13 protein-coding genes are annotated in these 13,666 nt (G+C 65.3%); 6 read left to right on the top strand and 7 right to left on the bottom strand.

Annotated elements, in window-relative coordinates; all coding sequences use genetic code 11:
• Window positions 1-63: 63 nt before the first annotated feature.
• The 6 genes from VLA65_RS18215 to VLA65_RS18190 form a co-directional block, all read right to left on the bottom strand.
• Window positions 64-1,269, bottom strand: coding sequence for a cation:proton antiporter (locus VLA65_RS18215; protein WP_059389837.1), 1,206 nt, complete (start codon window positions 1,267-1,269; stop codon window positions 64-66).
• 5 nt (window positions 1,270-1,274) lie between these two features.
• Window positions 1,275-1,757: a cation:proton antiporter regulatory subunit gene (locus tag VLA65_RS18210; protein WP_059389838.1), complete on the bottom strand. Its 483-nt coding sequence runs from the start codon at window positions 1,755-1,757 to the stop codon at window positions 1,275-1,277.
• A gap of 77 nt (window positions 1,758-1,834) precedes the next feature.
• A complete protein-coding gene (locus tag VLA65_RS18205; protein WP_284991141.1) occupies window positions 1,835-2,620 on the bottom strand; it encodes a glucosamine-6-phosphate deaminase in 786 nt (261 codons plus the stop codon).
• 35 nt (window positions 2,621-2,655) lie between these two features.
• Window positions 2,656-4,179, bottom strand: a complete 1,524-nt coding sequence (locus tag VLA65_RS18200) for a glycoside hydrolase family 3 protein (RefSeq protein WP_332603309.1) — start codon at window positions 4,177-4,179, stop codon at window positions 2,656-2,658.
• A gap of 61 nt (window positions 4,180-4,240) precedes the next feature.
• The gene (locus VLA65_RS18195; RefSeq protein WP_332603308.1) at window positions 4,241-5,392 is read right to left on the bottom strand and encodes an ROK family transcriptional regulator; all 1,152 of its coding nucleotides are present in this window, start codon (window positions 5,390-5,392) and stop codon (window positions 4,241-4,243) included.
• A 68-nt stretch (window positions 5,393-5,460) separates the two neighbouring features.
• Complete coding sequence (locus tag VLA65_RS18190) at window positions 5,461-6,864, bottom strand: MFS transporter (protein WP_332603307.1); 1,404 nt, start codon at window positions 6,862-6,864, stop codon at window positions 5,461-5,463.
• An 86-nt stretch (window positions 6,865-6,950) separates the two neighbouring features.
• On the opposite strand from VLA65_RS18190, the gene VLA65_RS18185 reads away from it, so the two are divergent.
• Genes VLA65_RS18185 through mnhG form a run of 6 tightly spaced genes read left to right on the top strand, consistent with a single transcriptional unit; the run spans window position 6,951 to window position 13,400 of the window.
• Window positions 6,951-10,067 (top strand): Na+/H+ antiporter subunit A, encoded by a 3,117-nt coding sequence (locus VLA65_RS18185; protein WP_332603306.1) that lies wholly within the window; start codon window positions 6,951-6,953, stop codon window positions 10,065-10,067.
• Complete coding sequence (locus VLA65_RS18180; RefSeq protein ID WP_059389840.1) at window positions 10,064-10,519, top strand: Na(+)/H(+) antiporter subunit C; 456 nt, start codon at window positions 10,064-10,066, stop codon at window positions 10,517-10,519. Before VLA65_RS18185 ends, VLA65_RS18180 begins: the two co-directional genes overlap by 4 nt.
• Entirely contained in the window at window positions 10,516-12,105 is a 1,590-nt protein-coding gene (locus VLA65_RS18175; RefSeq protein WP_307054880.1) for a Na+/H+ antiporter subunit D, read from the top strand. The genes VLA65_RS18180 and VLA65_RS18175 overlap by 4 nt, the downstream gene beginning before the upstream one ends.
• A complete protein-coding gene (locus VLA65_RS18170; RefSeq protein WP_332603305.1) occupies window positions 12,102-12,668 on the top strand; it encodes a Na+/H+ antiporter subunit E in 567 nt (188 codons plus the stop codon). The genes VLA65_RS18175 and VLA65_RS18170 overlap by 4 nt, the downstream gene beginning before the upstream one ends.
• The gene (locus VLA65_RS18165; protein WP_059389843.1) at window positions 12,665-12,943 is read left to right on the top strand and encodes a monovalent cation/H+ antiporter complex subunit F; all 279 of its coding nucleotides are present in this window, start codon (window positions 12,665-12,667) and stop codon (window positions 12,941-12,943) included. The genes VLA65_RS18170 and VLA65_RS18165 overlap by 4 nt, the downstream gene beginning before the upstream one ends.
• A complete protein-coding gene (mnhG, locus tag VLA65_RS18160) occupies window positions 12,933-13,400 on the top strand; it encodes a monovalent cation/H(+) antiporter subunit G (protein WP_332603304.1) in 468 nt (155 codons plus the stop codon). The genes VLA65_RS18165 and mnhG overlap by 11 nt, the downstream gene beginning before the upstream one ends.
• On the opposite strand, the gene VLA65_RS18155 is transcribed toward mnhG, so the two are convergent.
• The gene (locus VLA65_RS18155; protein ID WP_059389844.1) at window positions 13,397-13,657 is read right to left on the bottom strand and encodes a DUF4235 domain-containing protein; all 261 of its coding nucleotides are present in this window, start codon (window positions 13,655-13,657) and stop codon (window positions 13,397-13,399) included. The genes mnhG and VLA65_RS18155 overlap by 4 nt on opposite strands.
• Between the last annotated feature and the right edge of the window lie 9 nt (window positions 13,658-13,666).

Genomic DNA, 13,666 nt, shown 5'->3' with positions numbered 1-13,666 from the left:
ATGTGAGCGAGCGTCCAAAGGAAACGCCCCAAAAGTGAGCGAGCGTCGGGGAACGGCCGATGCTCACGCTTCGAAGGACGCAATAGGCTCGGAGGCCTTCGGTTTGCGTGAGGACTTGCGGAAGGCCTTGACCGTGGGCTCCACGAAGCGGGCTGCGAGCGGTCCGATGATGGCCATGAGCAGCACATACGCGGTAGCGAGGGCGGCAAGCTCGCGCGGTACGACTCCCGAGGCCACGGCCAGGCCTGCGATGACAATGGAGAATTCACCGCGGGCAATCAGGGCGGCTCCTGCGCGGAAACGGCCGGGAACGGCGATCCCTGCCCGCTTTGCCGCCCAGAATCCGGTCAGTACCTTGGTCACGGCTGTCGCGAGTGCAAGGAGCAGCGCCCAGCCCAGGACCGGCGGGATGCTGGACGGGTCCGTGTTGAGGCCGAAGGCTACGAAGAAGATGGCCGCGAAGAGATCCCGGAGCGGTTCAAGGATCCGCGTCGCGTTGTGGGCCGTTGCCCCCGAAATCGCAATGCCCAGCATGAACGCCCCCACGGCCGCGGAGACCTGGAGGGCGGACGCGATGCCGGCCACCAAGAGCGCGGCTCCGAGGAGATTGAGCAGGAAGACTTCGGAGTTTTCGCTGTGCACGGCCTGGGATACCCGGTGGCCGTGTTTGAGGGCCACCACCAGCACCAAGGTGACCACGGCCAGCGCAATACCCACCGTCTGGAGCCCGCCCAGGAAGCCCACGCCTGCGAGGATCGCCGTCAGGATCGGAAGGTAGATGGCCATGGTGAGGTCTTCGAAAACCAAGATGGCCAGCACCACCGGCGTCTCACGGTTACCGATCCGGCCGAGGTCCGTGATCACCTTCGCGGCGATGCCGGAGGAAGAAATATAGGTGACACCGCCCATGACGATCGCCCCGACAAGCCCCCAACCGAGCCACACGGCGATGCCGGCACCCGGAAGAAAGTTCAACACCAGGTCCAGCACACCGGCTTGCCACGAGCGCCTCAGCCCCGTGACGAGTTCCGCCGCCGTATATTCCAAGCCGAGCATCAACAGGAGCAGGATGACACCGATTTCGCCGGAAAGATGGGCGAACTCGTGCATGCCATCCAGTTTGATCAGTCCACCCGCCCCGAACGCCAGTCCCCCCACCAGATAGAGCGGAATGGGGGACATGCCGATCCTGCCGGCCAAGCGAGCCAAGAGGCCGAGACAGAAAACGACTGCGCCCAGCTCAATGAGGGTCAGGGCCAGGGGGTCCATGAACGTCAGCCGTTGCGCAGAATGGCAGCCGCAGAGTCAAGACCTTCCTGCGTACCGACAGCCACCAGCAGATCACCCGTGTGAAGGACGACGTCGGGAGCCGGTGAGGGAACCACTTCGCCTTCGCGCATGATCGCCACGATCGAGACACCACTGCGGGTGCGGATCTGGGCTTTGCCCATGGGCTGGTTGTTGAAAGGGGAGTCAGCGGTGATGGAGAACTGCCGCGTGACAATGCCGGGGATTTCCTTGTGGGCTTCGGCCAAACGCATGGCGATGTGCTGACCGCCCAGGAGGTTGCCCAGGGCGGCGGCTTCGTCTGCGGTCAACGGGATGGATGCCTGGCAGGTATCGGGATCGTCCCACGTGGAGACGAAAAGCTCGGTCTCACCCTCCCGCATCTCGACAACACCGATCCGGCGTCCCGAGGCCGTGATGAAATCCTTGCGGACCCCGAGGCCTGGAAGTTCTGTCTCATCCACGTTCATACGTCCACCCTAGCCCTCTTGAAGGGGCGGCGGAATGATGCCACTCGGGGCCGTCGCGCAAAGCGGCCCGCGCCTTTCTAGGGGGCCAAAGCCAGGCCGCGCGCGGCGTCGTCGTAGTACTCGCGGTTAGCCAATCCGGACGCTGCCGCCTCGTCGAGAACCACCACGGCGTCGGCATGCCATTGCAGGATCGAACCCGGGCACGACGCCGTCAGCGGGCCCTCGACGGCGGCAGCGACCGCGGCGGCCTTCGCGGCGCCGGTGGCGATGAGCACCAGCCGGCGCGCCTCCAGCACGGTCCCCAATCCTTGGGTGATGCAGTGGGTCGGGACGTCGCCGTCGTGTTCGAAGAAGCGGGCGTTGTCCAGCCTCGTGCGGGCCGTGAGCCGCTTCAAACGGGTCCGCGAGGACAGCGAGGATCCGGGCTCATTGAAGCCCACATGGCCGTTGGCGCCGATGCCGAGGATCTGCACGTCGACCCCGCCGGCGGCAGCTATGGCGGCGTCGTAGGCAGCCGCTCCCGCTTCGAGCTCGGCCTGGGTGGCGCCGCTACCGTCGGGGACATTCAGCCCGGCCATGGGAAGCCCGATGACTTCGCAGACCTCGCGGATCAGGACCTCGCGGTAGGACTGGACATGTCCAGCCGGAAGGCCCACATATTCGTCCAAGGCGAATCCCTTGGCGGCCGAGAAATCCACGCGTCCCGCAGCGGCCGCGGCTGCGAGCTCCGCATACAGTCCCAGCGGAGACGAACCGGTGGCCAGTCCCAGTACTGGTCCCGCGCCCGCAGGGAGTCCTGAGAGGACGGCTTGGGCGGCGGCCGAAGCAGCCGATTCCGGAGTGGGCGTGACAATGACTTCCATGGCAACTTTCTGTCGATGGATTGGGCGTGGTGCGGTCAGGCTTTGGCAGTGCCGTTCAGCAGCGCCGTCAGGGCCTGGGACACCGTGAGCGACGCACCATAGGTGACGATGTCCGCCCCGCCGCGCGGCCAGCCGCACTCGACGGCGATCACCGCGTGCCCCTCGGCCCTCAAGCGGGCGAAGACGGTCCACAGCGGGTGTTCGGCATCCAAGCCGCGCCCGACGACGGCGACCCGCGCGCCGTCGGGCACCTCGCCTTCGCGGACCACTGCCGAAGTTGTGGCGGCAGGGCCCCAAGGCACGCGGCCGACCGCGAAATTGGACCCGGTTTCGACCTGCACGATCGCCACGGGCTCCTCCCGCGCCAGCCACCTTTCGGCGGCTTCGGACACCTCGAAGGCCTCGGCGATGCGCTCCCCGTCGAGCGCCTTCGGCTCGGCAGGCACCCCGGCATGCTGCGGCTGGCCGGGCAGGCCGAGCTGGCCCCTGATGGCGGCTTCCTGGATTTCCGCGGCACCCGCGGCGGGGAACCGCGAGGACAGTGCTTGCGTGCGGGCAACAGCGTCTGCCAGGCGTTCCATGGGCAGCCGCCCGTCGCCAACGGCATCGGCGATCGCGGTGATCGTCTGTTCGAAGAGGGCCGGTCCGGTCTCCGAACCAAGGCACAGCAGGTCCGCCCCGGCGATCAGTGCGCCGACGGCTGCTTCCGGAATGCCGGTCTGGGCGGACGCGCCGGCCATGTCCAGGGCGTCCGTGATGATGACGCCCTCGAACCCCATATCACGGCGCAGCAGGTCCTGCAGGATGCGCGGGGAGAACGTGGCGGGGTGGTCCGGGTCCAGGGCTTCGACCAGGATATGGCTCGTCATGACGGTGGCCCCGCGAGCCGCGACGAGCGCGCGGAACGGGACCAGTTCGCGTGCGTCCAGGGTGGCGGCGTCGGCCGTGACCCTAGGGAGCGCCAGATGGGAGTCTGTGGTGGTGTCGCCGTGGCCCGGGAAGTGCTTGGCACAGGACGCAACACCGGCGTCTTCGAGTCCACGGATCCAGGCGGCGGTATGCCGTGCCACCAGGCCCGGTTCGGCCCCGAAGCTACGCACACCGATCACGGGATTGTCCGGAGCGGAATTGACGTCGGCATCCGGGGCCAGGTTCAAGTTGATGCCCAGGCCTGCGAGCTCGTGGCCGATGGCGCTGGCGCTGGCGGCGGTCAGTTCGACGTCGTCCAGACGCCCGAGCACCGCGTTCCCGGGCTGCGTCGATCCCGTGAGGTAGTGCAGCCTCGTGACATCGCCGCCCTCTTCATCGACGGCGATGAGCGTGTTCGGGGAATGTGCGCGGAGCCCGGCGCAGAGCTCGCGCAACTGGACGGGGGACGCCACGTTGGTGCCGTAGAGGCACACAGCCGCCAACCCGGCGTCGTACGCTTCAAGGATCCAGACGGGGACGGCGATGCCGGTAAATCCGGGCATGAGGGTGCCTGCCGCGAGACGGCGGAGGTGGGCGCGGGCGGCCCCTGTGGCAAGAGAGTGGGTAGCGGGGGACTGAATCGTGTCCATGTCCGGCTCCTTCGAAGGGATGCGTGGCTTGTAGTCAGGGCTGGAAACGGCGGGGCGGCACTCAGGCCACACCAAGCTGGTTCCACAGGACCATCACGGCGGCTCCGCGCAGGACAATGTCCTGTGCGTCTGCCGCGAGACGGACGGACACCGGTGAAGGGTCCTGGTGCAAGAGCCGCTCAAGCAGGGTCTGCTGGACGGCGTTGAGAAGGGGGCCTTCCAAAAGCTCCCGGGGTCCGCTGAGGACCACTTCGCCCAAATCGAGGGCGCCAACCACGGGCGCGAGGGCGATGGCGAGCCGCTCGCCCGCTTCCCGGAGTACGACGGCGGCCGCGGCCTCCGGTTCGGAGCTCGCCGCCGCTTCGGCCAGGGCACGTTCGAGGCTGGGGACTGACATCCAGGTTTCGAGGCAGCCTGTTTTACCGCACTTGCACACGGTCCCGCCGTCGGTGCCGACTGTGACGTGGCCGATTTCGCCAGCCGCGGAGTGGGCGCCCCGGGCACGCCTGCCGCCCACGATGAGTCCTGAACCGACACCGCGGCCGATCTTCACGAGGATTTCGTCGTCGCTGCCGCCGCCGAAAGTGTGGTCCGCATGGACTGCGGCGTCGGCATCGTTGGAAACGAGGGTCGGAAGGCCGGTCCGCTCCTGGAGGAGATCGCGCAGGGCGACGTCCGTCCATCCGAAGTTGGGGGCCGTGGTGACCTCGCCGCCCGCATTGACGATGCCGGGGGTCCCGACGCCGATCCCGAGCAGCGTGGCGGTGGCCCGGCCGACGGCTTCCGAAGCGAGTTCGAGGACCTCGTTGACGACGTCCGGGCCGGTCTCCTCGGAGATGGACCGCTCGACCCTTTCGAGGATGTTGCCGTCAAGGTCCAGGACGGCGGCGCGCAGCACGGAATTTTCCGCCAAGTCCATGCCGATCACTTGGAGGCCCCGGCGGTTGATGTCTACCAGGATGGCCGGCTTGCCGGGGCGGACTTCATCGGACTGTCCCAGTTCCACGACGTGGCCGCGTTCGAGGAGGTCCGAGATGAGGTCCGACACCGTGACACGGGTCAGGCCCAGGACCCGGGAAAGTTCCGCACGGCTCATCGCCCCTGCAGAGTGGAGCGTTTGGCGCACCAAGGAGAGATTGTGGGCGCGCCCGTCCGAAGGCAGGGTCGCTGCGCTTGCTCGATCGGTGCGCTGGCGGTCACGAAGGGCTTCCATGTGAGTTAGTAAACTCTACTAACAATCAAAGATCAAGGGTTTGTGGCAGATTGTGTGAGCCCCATCTGTCAGCTCAGCGGCACTGTGGCGATTTCGGTCTTGTCGGGTGCCTTGACGGGCAAGATCACCAGCAAGCCGGCCAGGAGCACCACCATGATGCCCAGGATCCCCCAGCGTTGGGCCGCGCCAGGGGCAACCAGGGGCGTGGCCAAGGTGATGCACAGGGTGAAAAGGGCCGGCGCCAGGAAGCTCACGGCCCGGCCGGTGGTGGCGTAGAGCCCGAACAGCTCGCCGGATTCGCCGTCGGGCGCCAGCCTCGCGAGGTAGGCGCGGGAGGAAGCTTGCGCCGGTCCCACGAAGAGGCACAAGAACAGTCCGAACACCCAGAAAGTGGTGCTGCCTGCCCAATGGGTCCCGAAGAAGCCGTAGTCGCCGTTGCCAAGCACCAGGATGACGGTGCCGGCGACCAGGAGTCCCATGAGGGAAATGACGATGACGGACTTGGGCCCGATCCTGTCGTCCAGGAATCCGCCGATCATGGCGCCAACGGCGGCCACCACATTGCCGAAAATCGCGAAGAAGATGACTTGTTTGAGCTCGAATCCAAAAGTCCCGGCAGCAATGACCCCTCCGAAGGTGAAGACCGCCGCCAGGCCGTCGCGGAAGATGGCGCTCGCGAGCAGGAAGTAGATGGTGTGCGGGCTGGTTCGATAGATGGCCTTGATCCGGCGGACGAGCAAACCATAAGAGGCCAGGAACCCGAGCCGGGATTCCGCTTTCTTGACGGAGAGCTCCGGCACGGCGAAGAGGACCGGTAGCGCGAAGATGAAGAACCAGAGCGCGGAAAAGACAGCCACGAGCCTGATATTCAGGCTGTCCTGGGTGGAGGCCCCGAACCATTCAAAAGACGGCTGGACGAAAAGCTGCAGCACCGCGAGCAGCGCGATAATCCCGCCCAGATACCCCATTCCCCAACCGAAGCCGCTCACTTTGCCAATATTGGCAGGGGTGGAGATCTGGGCCAGCATGGCGTTGTAATTGACACCGGCGAACTCGAAAAACACATTTCCGAGCGCAACCAACGTGACGCCCAGCAGCAGGAACTCGGGCTTGGGGAAAACGAAGAAGCACGAGCCCGTGAGGACAGCCACGAGGGCGGTGTTGACCCCCAGCCACAGTTTCCTGCGGCCACCGGAGTCGGAGCGCTGACCGGTGACCGGTGCCAGGAGCGCAATCGCGACGCCGGCAATCGCCAGCGCGGCACCCAACGTCGCCGACGCCGAGTCTTCCCCGCCAAATGCCTTGGACGTCAGGTAGACGGTGAACACGAAGGTGGTCATGACGGCATTGAATGCCGCGGAACCCCAGTCCCAGGATGCCCACGCAAGGATTTGGCCCTTGTTCGACAGGGCAGGCCCCGAAGCAAGCTCGGATGACGGGTGCGGGGCCTCAGGCGCAGTTGCCATGTTCATGGTTGATAAACTACCTGCACCGAACCCAACGCTTGACCGCCTGCTCCAACTTTTGACAACTTATTCCTGACTTTGCGGAGATTCCAGTGATCACAGTTCTTGCCGTGACCTTTGCAGCGGCAACTGTGGCGCCCTGGATCTTCCGGAAACTTCAACGGAATGCCTTCTACGTCCTTGCTGCCGTTCCCGCCCTCGCCTTTGTCTGGCTGCTCCTGCAGTACGACCGGATCTATCCCGGAAAAGGCGGAGCCGCCACGGGCGGCTTCATCGAAGAGACCCTCCCATGGATTCCGAACCTCAAGCTTGAATTCGCCTTCCGCATGGACGTCCTGGCGTGGGTGATGTCCTTGCTGGTCCTGGGGGTCGGCGCGTTGGTCCTGGTCTATTGCGCCCGGTACTTCAAGAACAAGGATGCCGACCTCGGCGGATTCGGGGCCCAGTTGCTTGCCTTCGCCGGCGCGATGTTCGGCCTGGTGACGGCGGACGACCTCCTGATGATGTTCATCTTCTGGGAACTCACCACCGTCCTGTCCTACCTGCTGATCGGTTATGCGCGGACCCGACTATCCGCGCGGCGCTCGGCTTTGCAGGCGCTCATGGTCACCACCGCCGGGGGCCTGGCCATGCTCGTGGGCCTCATCATTCTGGGCCAGGCCTCCGGAACATACCGGATTTCGGCGATCATGACCCAAGCGGCCACCCTCGTCACAGGACCTGCGCAAGGTGCGGTTGCCGCCGCCGTCGTACTCATCCTGGTAGGTGCGATTACCAAATCGGCGCTGGTCCCCTTTCACTTCTGGCTCCCCGGCGCCATGGCCGCGCCCACCCCGGTGAGCGCTTACTTGCACGCAGCGGCCATGGTGAAGGCCGGCATCTACATCGTCGCCCGCCTGGCGCCGGGGTTCAGCGAAAGCCCCTACTGGTTGCCGCTGGTGCTTGGGCTCGGCTTGGCGACGATGCTGGTAGGCGGCTACCGGGCGCTCCGGCAGACCGACATCAAGCTCATCCTTGCCTATGGAACCGTCAGCCAGCTCGGCTTCCTCACCATGGTGGTGGGTCTCGGCCGGCCCGACGCCGCACTGGCCGGCCTCGCGCTGTTGCTGGCGCACGGACTCTTCAAGGCCGCGTTGTTCCTGGTGGTGGGCATCATCGACCACCAATCCGGCACGCGCGATATCCGCAAGCTCTCGGGCGTGTACAAGTCCTCAAGGGCGCTCGCCATCGTGGCGGGCATCGCCGCCGCGTCCATGGCCGGCATACCTCCGCTGGCGGGTTTCGTGGCCAAGGAATCCGTGTTCGAAGCGTTCGTCCACTATGGCGCTAGTCAATCCGGTACTGCCCCTGCTTCCCAACCGTGGGGGCTGGTCCTGCTAGTCGGCTTGGTGCTGGGGTCAATCCTCACATTCGCTTACAGTGCCCGCTTCATGTGGGGTGCGTTCGCCACCAAGCCGGGCGTGGAACGGACGCCCTTCAAGGCCATCCAGCCATCGTTCCTGGCGGCCCCGGCCATCTTGAGCTTCCTCACCATCGTGTACGGCCTGTGGCCGGATCCCGTTGACGGCTGGATCCAGCCGTATGCGGCGCTTTTTGTGGAACCCGCTGCCGGAACCAACGCAGTCGGAACAAACGCTGCCGGAACAAACGCAGCCAGCGCCAGCCACCTCGCGCTGTGGCACGGGCTGACGCCCGCCTTGGGACTGACCGCCGTGACGTTCGCGGCCGGCGTCGCGATGTTCTACGGCCGGAACGTCGTGTCGCGGGCGCAGGGCCGTATCCCGGACTGGGTGGACGGCGACCGCGCGTACCAGCGCACCATCGGCGCCTTGGACGACGTCGCCGTGTGGGTCACGGGGCGCACGCAGCGCGGTTCCCTGTACTTCTACCTTGCAGTCATCCTCACGGTGGCTTTCGCTGTCCCCTTGACGGCACTCATCGTGGCCAACAAGCCGCTCCCGGGCGGGCTCTATGTGATCGACCCGAATTCCCCGCTCCAGCTCATCGCCGCGGCAGGAATCGTTGTTGGCGCTCTCGCGGCGGTCCGAGCCAACAAGCGCTTCCTCGCCGTGCTGATGGTGTCGGTCACCGGCTACGGCATCGCACTCATGTTCGCGTTGCAGGGAGCCCCGGACCTCGCATTGACGCAAATGCTGGTGGAGACCATCATCCTGGTGGCCTTCGTGCTGGCGATGCGCAGCCTCCCTCCGGAGCTCCGTGACCGCACCGGCGGCAAGTACCGGGTGGTTCGCGTCATCATTGGCGTGGCGTTCGCGGTCACCATGATCTTCGTGGCGATCTACGCGATGGGCGCCCGCATCGCCGAGCCTGTGTCGCTTTCGTTCCCCCGGCTGGCCTATGAAGGCGGCGGCGGACTCAACGTGGTCAACGTGACGCTGGTGGACATCCGGGCGTGGGACACCTTCGGCGAGATCTCGGTGCTGGCGGTCGCTGCCACCGGCGTCGCGAGCTTGATTTTTGTCCGCAGCAGGGGCGAGCGCCTCAACAAGGCCGCCACCATTCCCGAGGGCACGGTGGGGAGGCGCGCCGCCGCCGGGGGCAGTTCGCGCGACGACGCCTCGCTGGCACTCGTCCGCAAGTTCGCGGGCTCCCTGACGGACCCCTGGCTCGTGGCCGGCCGAACCCTTGCACCGGAACGGCGTTCCATCATCTTCGAAGTGGTCACGCGGCTGATTTTCCACTCGATGATCGTTTTCTCCGTGTACCTGCTGTTGGCGGGACACAATCTTCCGGGTGGCGGCTTCGCCGGCGGACTCACGGCCGGGCTTGCCCTGACCATCCGTTACTTGGCCGGCGGACGGTTCGAGTTGCGGGAAGCCGCACCGATCAGCGCCGGCATGCTGCTGGGAACCGGCCTTGCGACGGCGGCCGCAGCGGGCTTCGTACCGTTGCTTCTGGGCGGCCAGGTGTTCCAAAGCGCCATCATCGAGTTCTGGCTACCGTTGTTCGGGGACATCAAGTTCGTGACCTCCACGATCTTCGACATCGGCGTGTACCTCGTGGTCGTAGGCCTGGCCCTGGACGTGCTGCGGAGCCTGGGAGCCGAGATCGACGAACACTTCGAAGAGACCGCCAGCGGAGACGTCCGGGATTCAGGGGATGCCCGATTGGAAGTTCCCACCTCCGCACCAACGGCCGCAACCACGGCGCAGTCGGCAACAACCTCGCTCGGGAAGGGGACCCCATGAGCGTCAACTTGACCTTGTTGATCGTCATGGGAGTGCTCTACGCCTGTGGGATCTATTTGATCCTGGAACGCAGCTTGACCCGCGTTCTCCTGGGGCTCATGCTCCTGGCAAACGCCACCAACCTGCTGATCCTGGCGACGGGTGGATATGCCGGACTTGCCCCGCTGTTCAACAAATCGACGGATCCGCGCGACTACAACGATCCTTTGCCGCAAGCGTTGATCCTGACGTCGATCGTGATTTCCTTCGCGGTGACGGCATTCATGCTCGGCATCATCTACCGGACCTGGGCATTGGCACGGCAGGACGACATCCAGGACGACGCCGAAGACAGGCGCGTCGCGAAGACACCCAGCTTTGACGCCGAAGACGACTCGGTGGTTCCCGAGGAAACATCCGAATTCCCGGTTACGGCAGTCACCGAAGCAGCCAAGGAAGGAGGCCCCCTGTGAACATCGCCAGCCTGGCGCCGCTCGCCGTCGTGCTTCCCATCCTCGGTGCCGCACTGACGTTCGCCCTGAACAGGAACCCGCTGGCCCAACGCGCGGTCAGCATCGCTTTGTTGTCCCTCACGTTGCTCCTGGAATGCTGGCTCCTTGCCTCGGTATGGACCACAGGCACTGCATCCGTCACCCTGGGCGGCTGGCAGCCGCCGTTTGGCGTGGTGATGGTGGTGGACCAGTTCTCCTCGCTCATGTTGGTGGTCTCCTCCGTCATCAGCCTCGCGGTGCTGATCTACGCCACCGGCCAGGGCATGGCCGACGGCGACCGTGAGGCACCGGTGTCGATCTTCCACCCGACCTACCTGATCCTGGTGGCCGGTGTCTCGAACGCCTTCCTCACCGGTGATCTCTTCAACCTGTACGTCGGCTTCGAGATCCTGCTGACGGCGAGCTACGTGCTCATGACACTGGGCGGTACCGGTCCGCGCATCCGCGCCGGGGTCACCTACGTGGTGGTTTCCGTCGTGTCTTCGGTGTTGTTCCTGATCGCCATTGCGATGATCTACGGAGCCACCGGAACCATCACCATGGCAGATCTCGCTATAAAGCTGGCCGAATTGGATCCGGGCACCAGGAACCTGCTCCACGTCATGCTGCTCGTGGCCTTCGGCATCAAGGCCGCCGTGTTCCCGCTGTCCTTCTGGCTGCCTGACTCGTACCCGACCGCACCGGCACCGGTCACTGCCGTGTTCGCCGGTTTGCTCACCAAGGTGGGCGTCTACGCCATGGTCCGCACGGAGACCCTGCTCTTCCCGGGCGATACCTTGAACACCCCGTTGATGGTGGTTGCGCTCCTCACCATGCTCGTGGGCATTCTCGGTGCCATAGCCCAGAGCGACATCAAACGATTACTCTCCTTCACCTTGGTCAGCCACATCGGCTACATGGTGTTCGGGCTTGCCATGTCTTCCGTAGCCGGGCTTGCTGCCGCCGTCTTCTATGTGGCCCACCACATCACTGTCCAAACGAGCCTGTTCCTGGTGACCGGCTTGATCGAGCGCCGCGGTGGGAGCTCGTCGGTGGATAGGCTGGGTGGGCTCGCAAAGCTGTCTCCACTCCTCGCGCTCTTGTTCTTCATTCCGGCCATGAACCTCGCGGGAATCCCGCCCTTCTCCGGGTTCCTGGGGAAGCTCGGACTCCTGCAGGCAGGGATCGCCCTCGGGACACCACTGGCCATTACCTTGGTGGTGGGCGGGGTGGTCACGAGCCTCTTGACCTTGCTGGCCATTGCCCGCGTCTGGAACCGCGCATTCTGGCGGAAGCCCGAGGACGCTGACTACCCGGCCGCCGTCCTCAAGGACACTGCCGCCGTCGGCCTGCTTCCGAGGACCATGGTGGGGCCAACCGCCGCGCTGGTGGTCTTTGGCGTGGCGCTGACAGTCTTCGCCGGTCCGCTGTTCCAATTGGCCGGCAACTCCGCGGAACAGATGCTGGACCGTACGGCGTATATCCATTCCGTGCTCGGCGAGAATGCCAAAGTCCCGGGCATCGCTGCGCCGGGTGCGTCGACCCCACTGCAGGGGGTTGGCAAGTGAGCCGCAAGCGGATTTCGTTCCGCACCGAGTTGCCCCTGCTGGTCTGGCTGGTGGTCGTGTGGGGTGCGCTCTGGCGGGACTTCAGCCCCGGCAACCTGGTATTCGGTGCGCTGATCGCCGTGGTGGTAGCCAGGGTCTTCTACTTGCCTCCAGTGGAGCTCAGCGGACGATTCAACGTGCTGCGCGCCATTCCTTTCGCCGTCGTGTTCCTTGGCAAAGTGGTGGCCGCGAGCTTCCAGGTCATGTACCTCGCGGTCTTCCGCGGGCCCTTGGTAACCAACGCCGTCGTCGCTGTTCCCCTCCGTAGCCATTCCGACCTCATGGTGACCGCAACAGGGCACGTGATTTCGCTGATTCCGGGTTCCTTGGTGGTGGAGGTGGACCGCTCGACGTCCACGCTCTATATCCATGGGCTCAATGTCCGCAACGATGTGGACAGCGCCAAGCTGCGCAAGGAAGTCCAAGACACGGAGGCCTCGCTGATCCGGATCATGGGTACCCAGGCGGAAATGGACGCACTCCAGGCCGAAGGCTGGCCTGCAACGAGGGGAGCTCGCTCGTGAAAGACATCGTGCTGATCGTCACGGCGGTGATCCTTAGCCTCGCCGCCGCCGGCGCGATCTACAGGATCGCCGTCGGGCCGTCCCTGCTGGACCGGGTGCTCGCCTCGGACGTGCTGCTCGCCATACTGGGTGCTGCGCTGGCCATCGACATGGCCGTCAACAGGCACCTCAACAACCTCGTGCTGCTCGTCGCGCTGACGCTGATCGGTTTCATCGGATCGGTGACGGTGGCGCGCTTCGTGGCCGACCGGAGAGGACAGGTCAATGACTCCTGACGCCACCGGAGCGGACGCCGTCATCGATGCCGTCACCGCGGTGCTGCTGATTGTCGGTGCGGTGATGTCATTGGGCGCGGCGATCGGCCTGTTGCGCTTCCCGGACCTGATGAGCCGCATGCACGCAGCTACCAAGCCGCAAGTGCTCGGGCTGTTCCTCGTCTTGGCAGCCATCGGGCTGCAGATGCGCGAATGGTGGGTGTGGCCGATCCTGGCCGTCGCTTGGATCTTCCAATTGCTGACGGTGCCGGTGTCCGCACACATGGTGGGCCGCGCAGGCTACCGGACCAAGCACCTGCACCCCGAGTTGCTGAGCATCGACGAACTCGAGGCCGTGGTGCTGCGGGCCGCCGGCCAACGGGCAGCGGAGAAAGCCCAAGCCGACCCGACAACTCCCCACACCGGGAACGGCGGGAGCCCAGGCCCTCACGGCGCCAACGGCCGGCCGTCAGCCTAGACGATGTCCTGTGTCTTCGAGAAACGCGAGATGGCGCGCTGGGTACTGCGGCTTGCGAAAACCTGGATGACGGCGCTGACAGTCGCCGAAATCAGGGCGAAGGTCAGTGCAGAGCGCAGGCTTGCCTCCATGTCATCGTGACCCTTGGGAGGTTTCTTGCCGGTGGACTTTTCCCACAGCGCATTGACGAGCTTGGTGCCGACAAAGCCAGCGCCGATGCTCACGCCGGTGCCGAGCAGTTTGATGAGGAGGTTCATTCCGGGACT

This window comes from Arthrobacter sp. S2(2024) (assembly GCF_036662515.1).
GTDB lineage: Bacteria > Actinomycetota > Actinomycetes > Actinomycetales > Micrococcaceae > Arthrobacter.
Note: the sequence above shows the minus strand (reverse complement) of the source record. Positions and strands in the feature narration are given on the sequence as shown.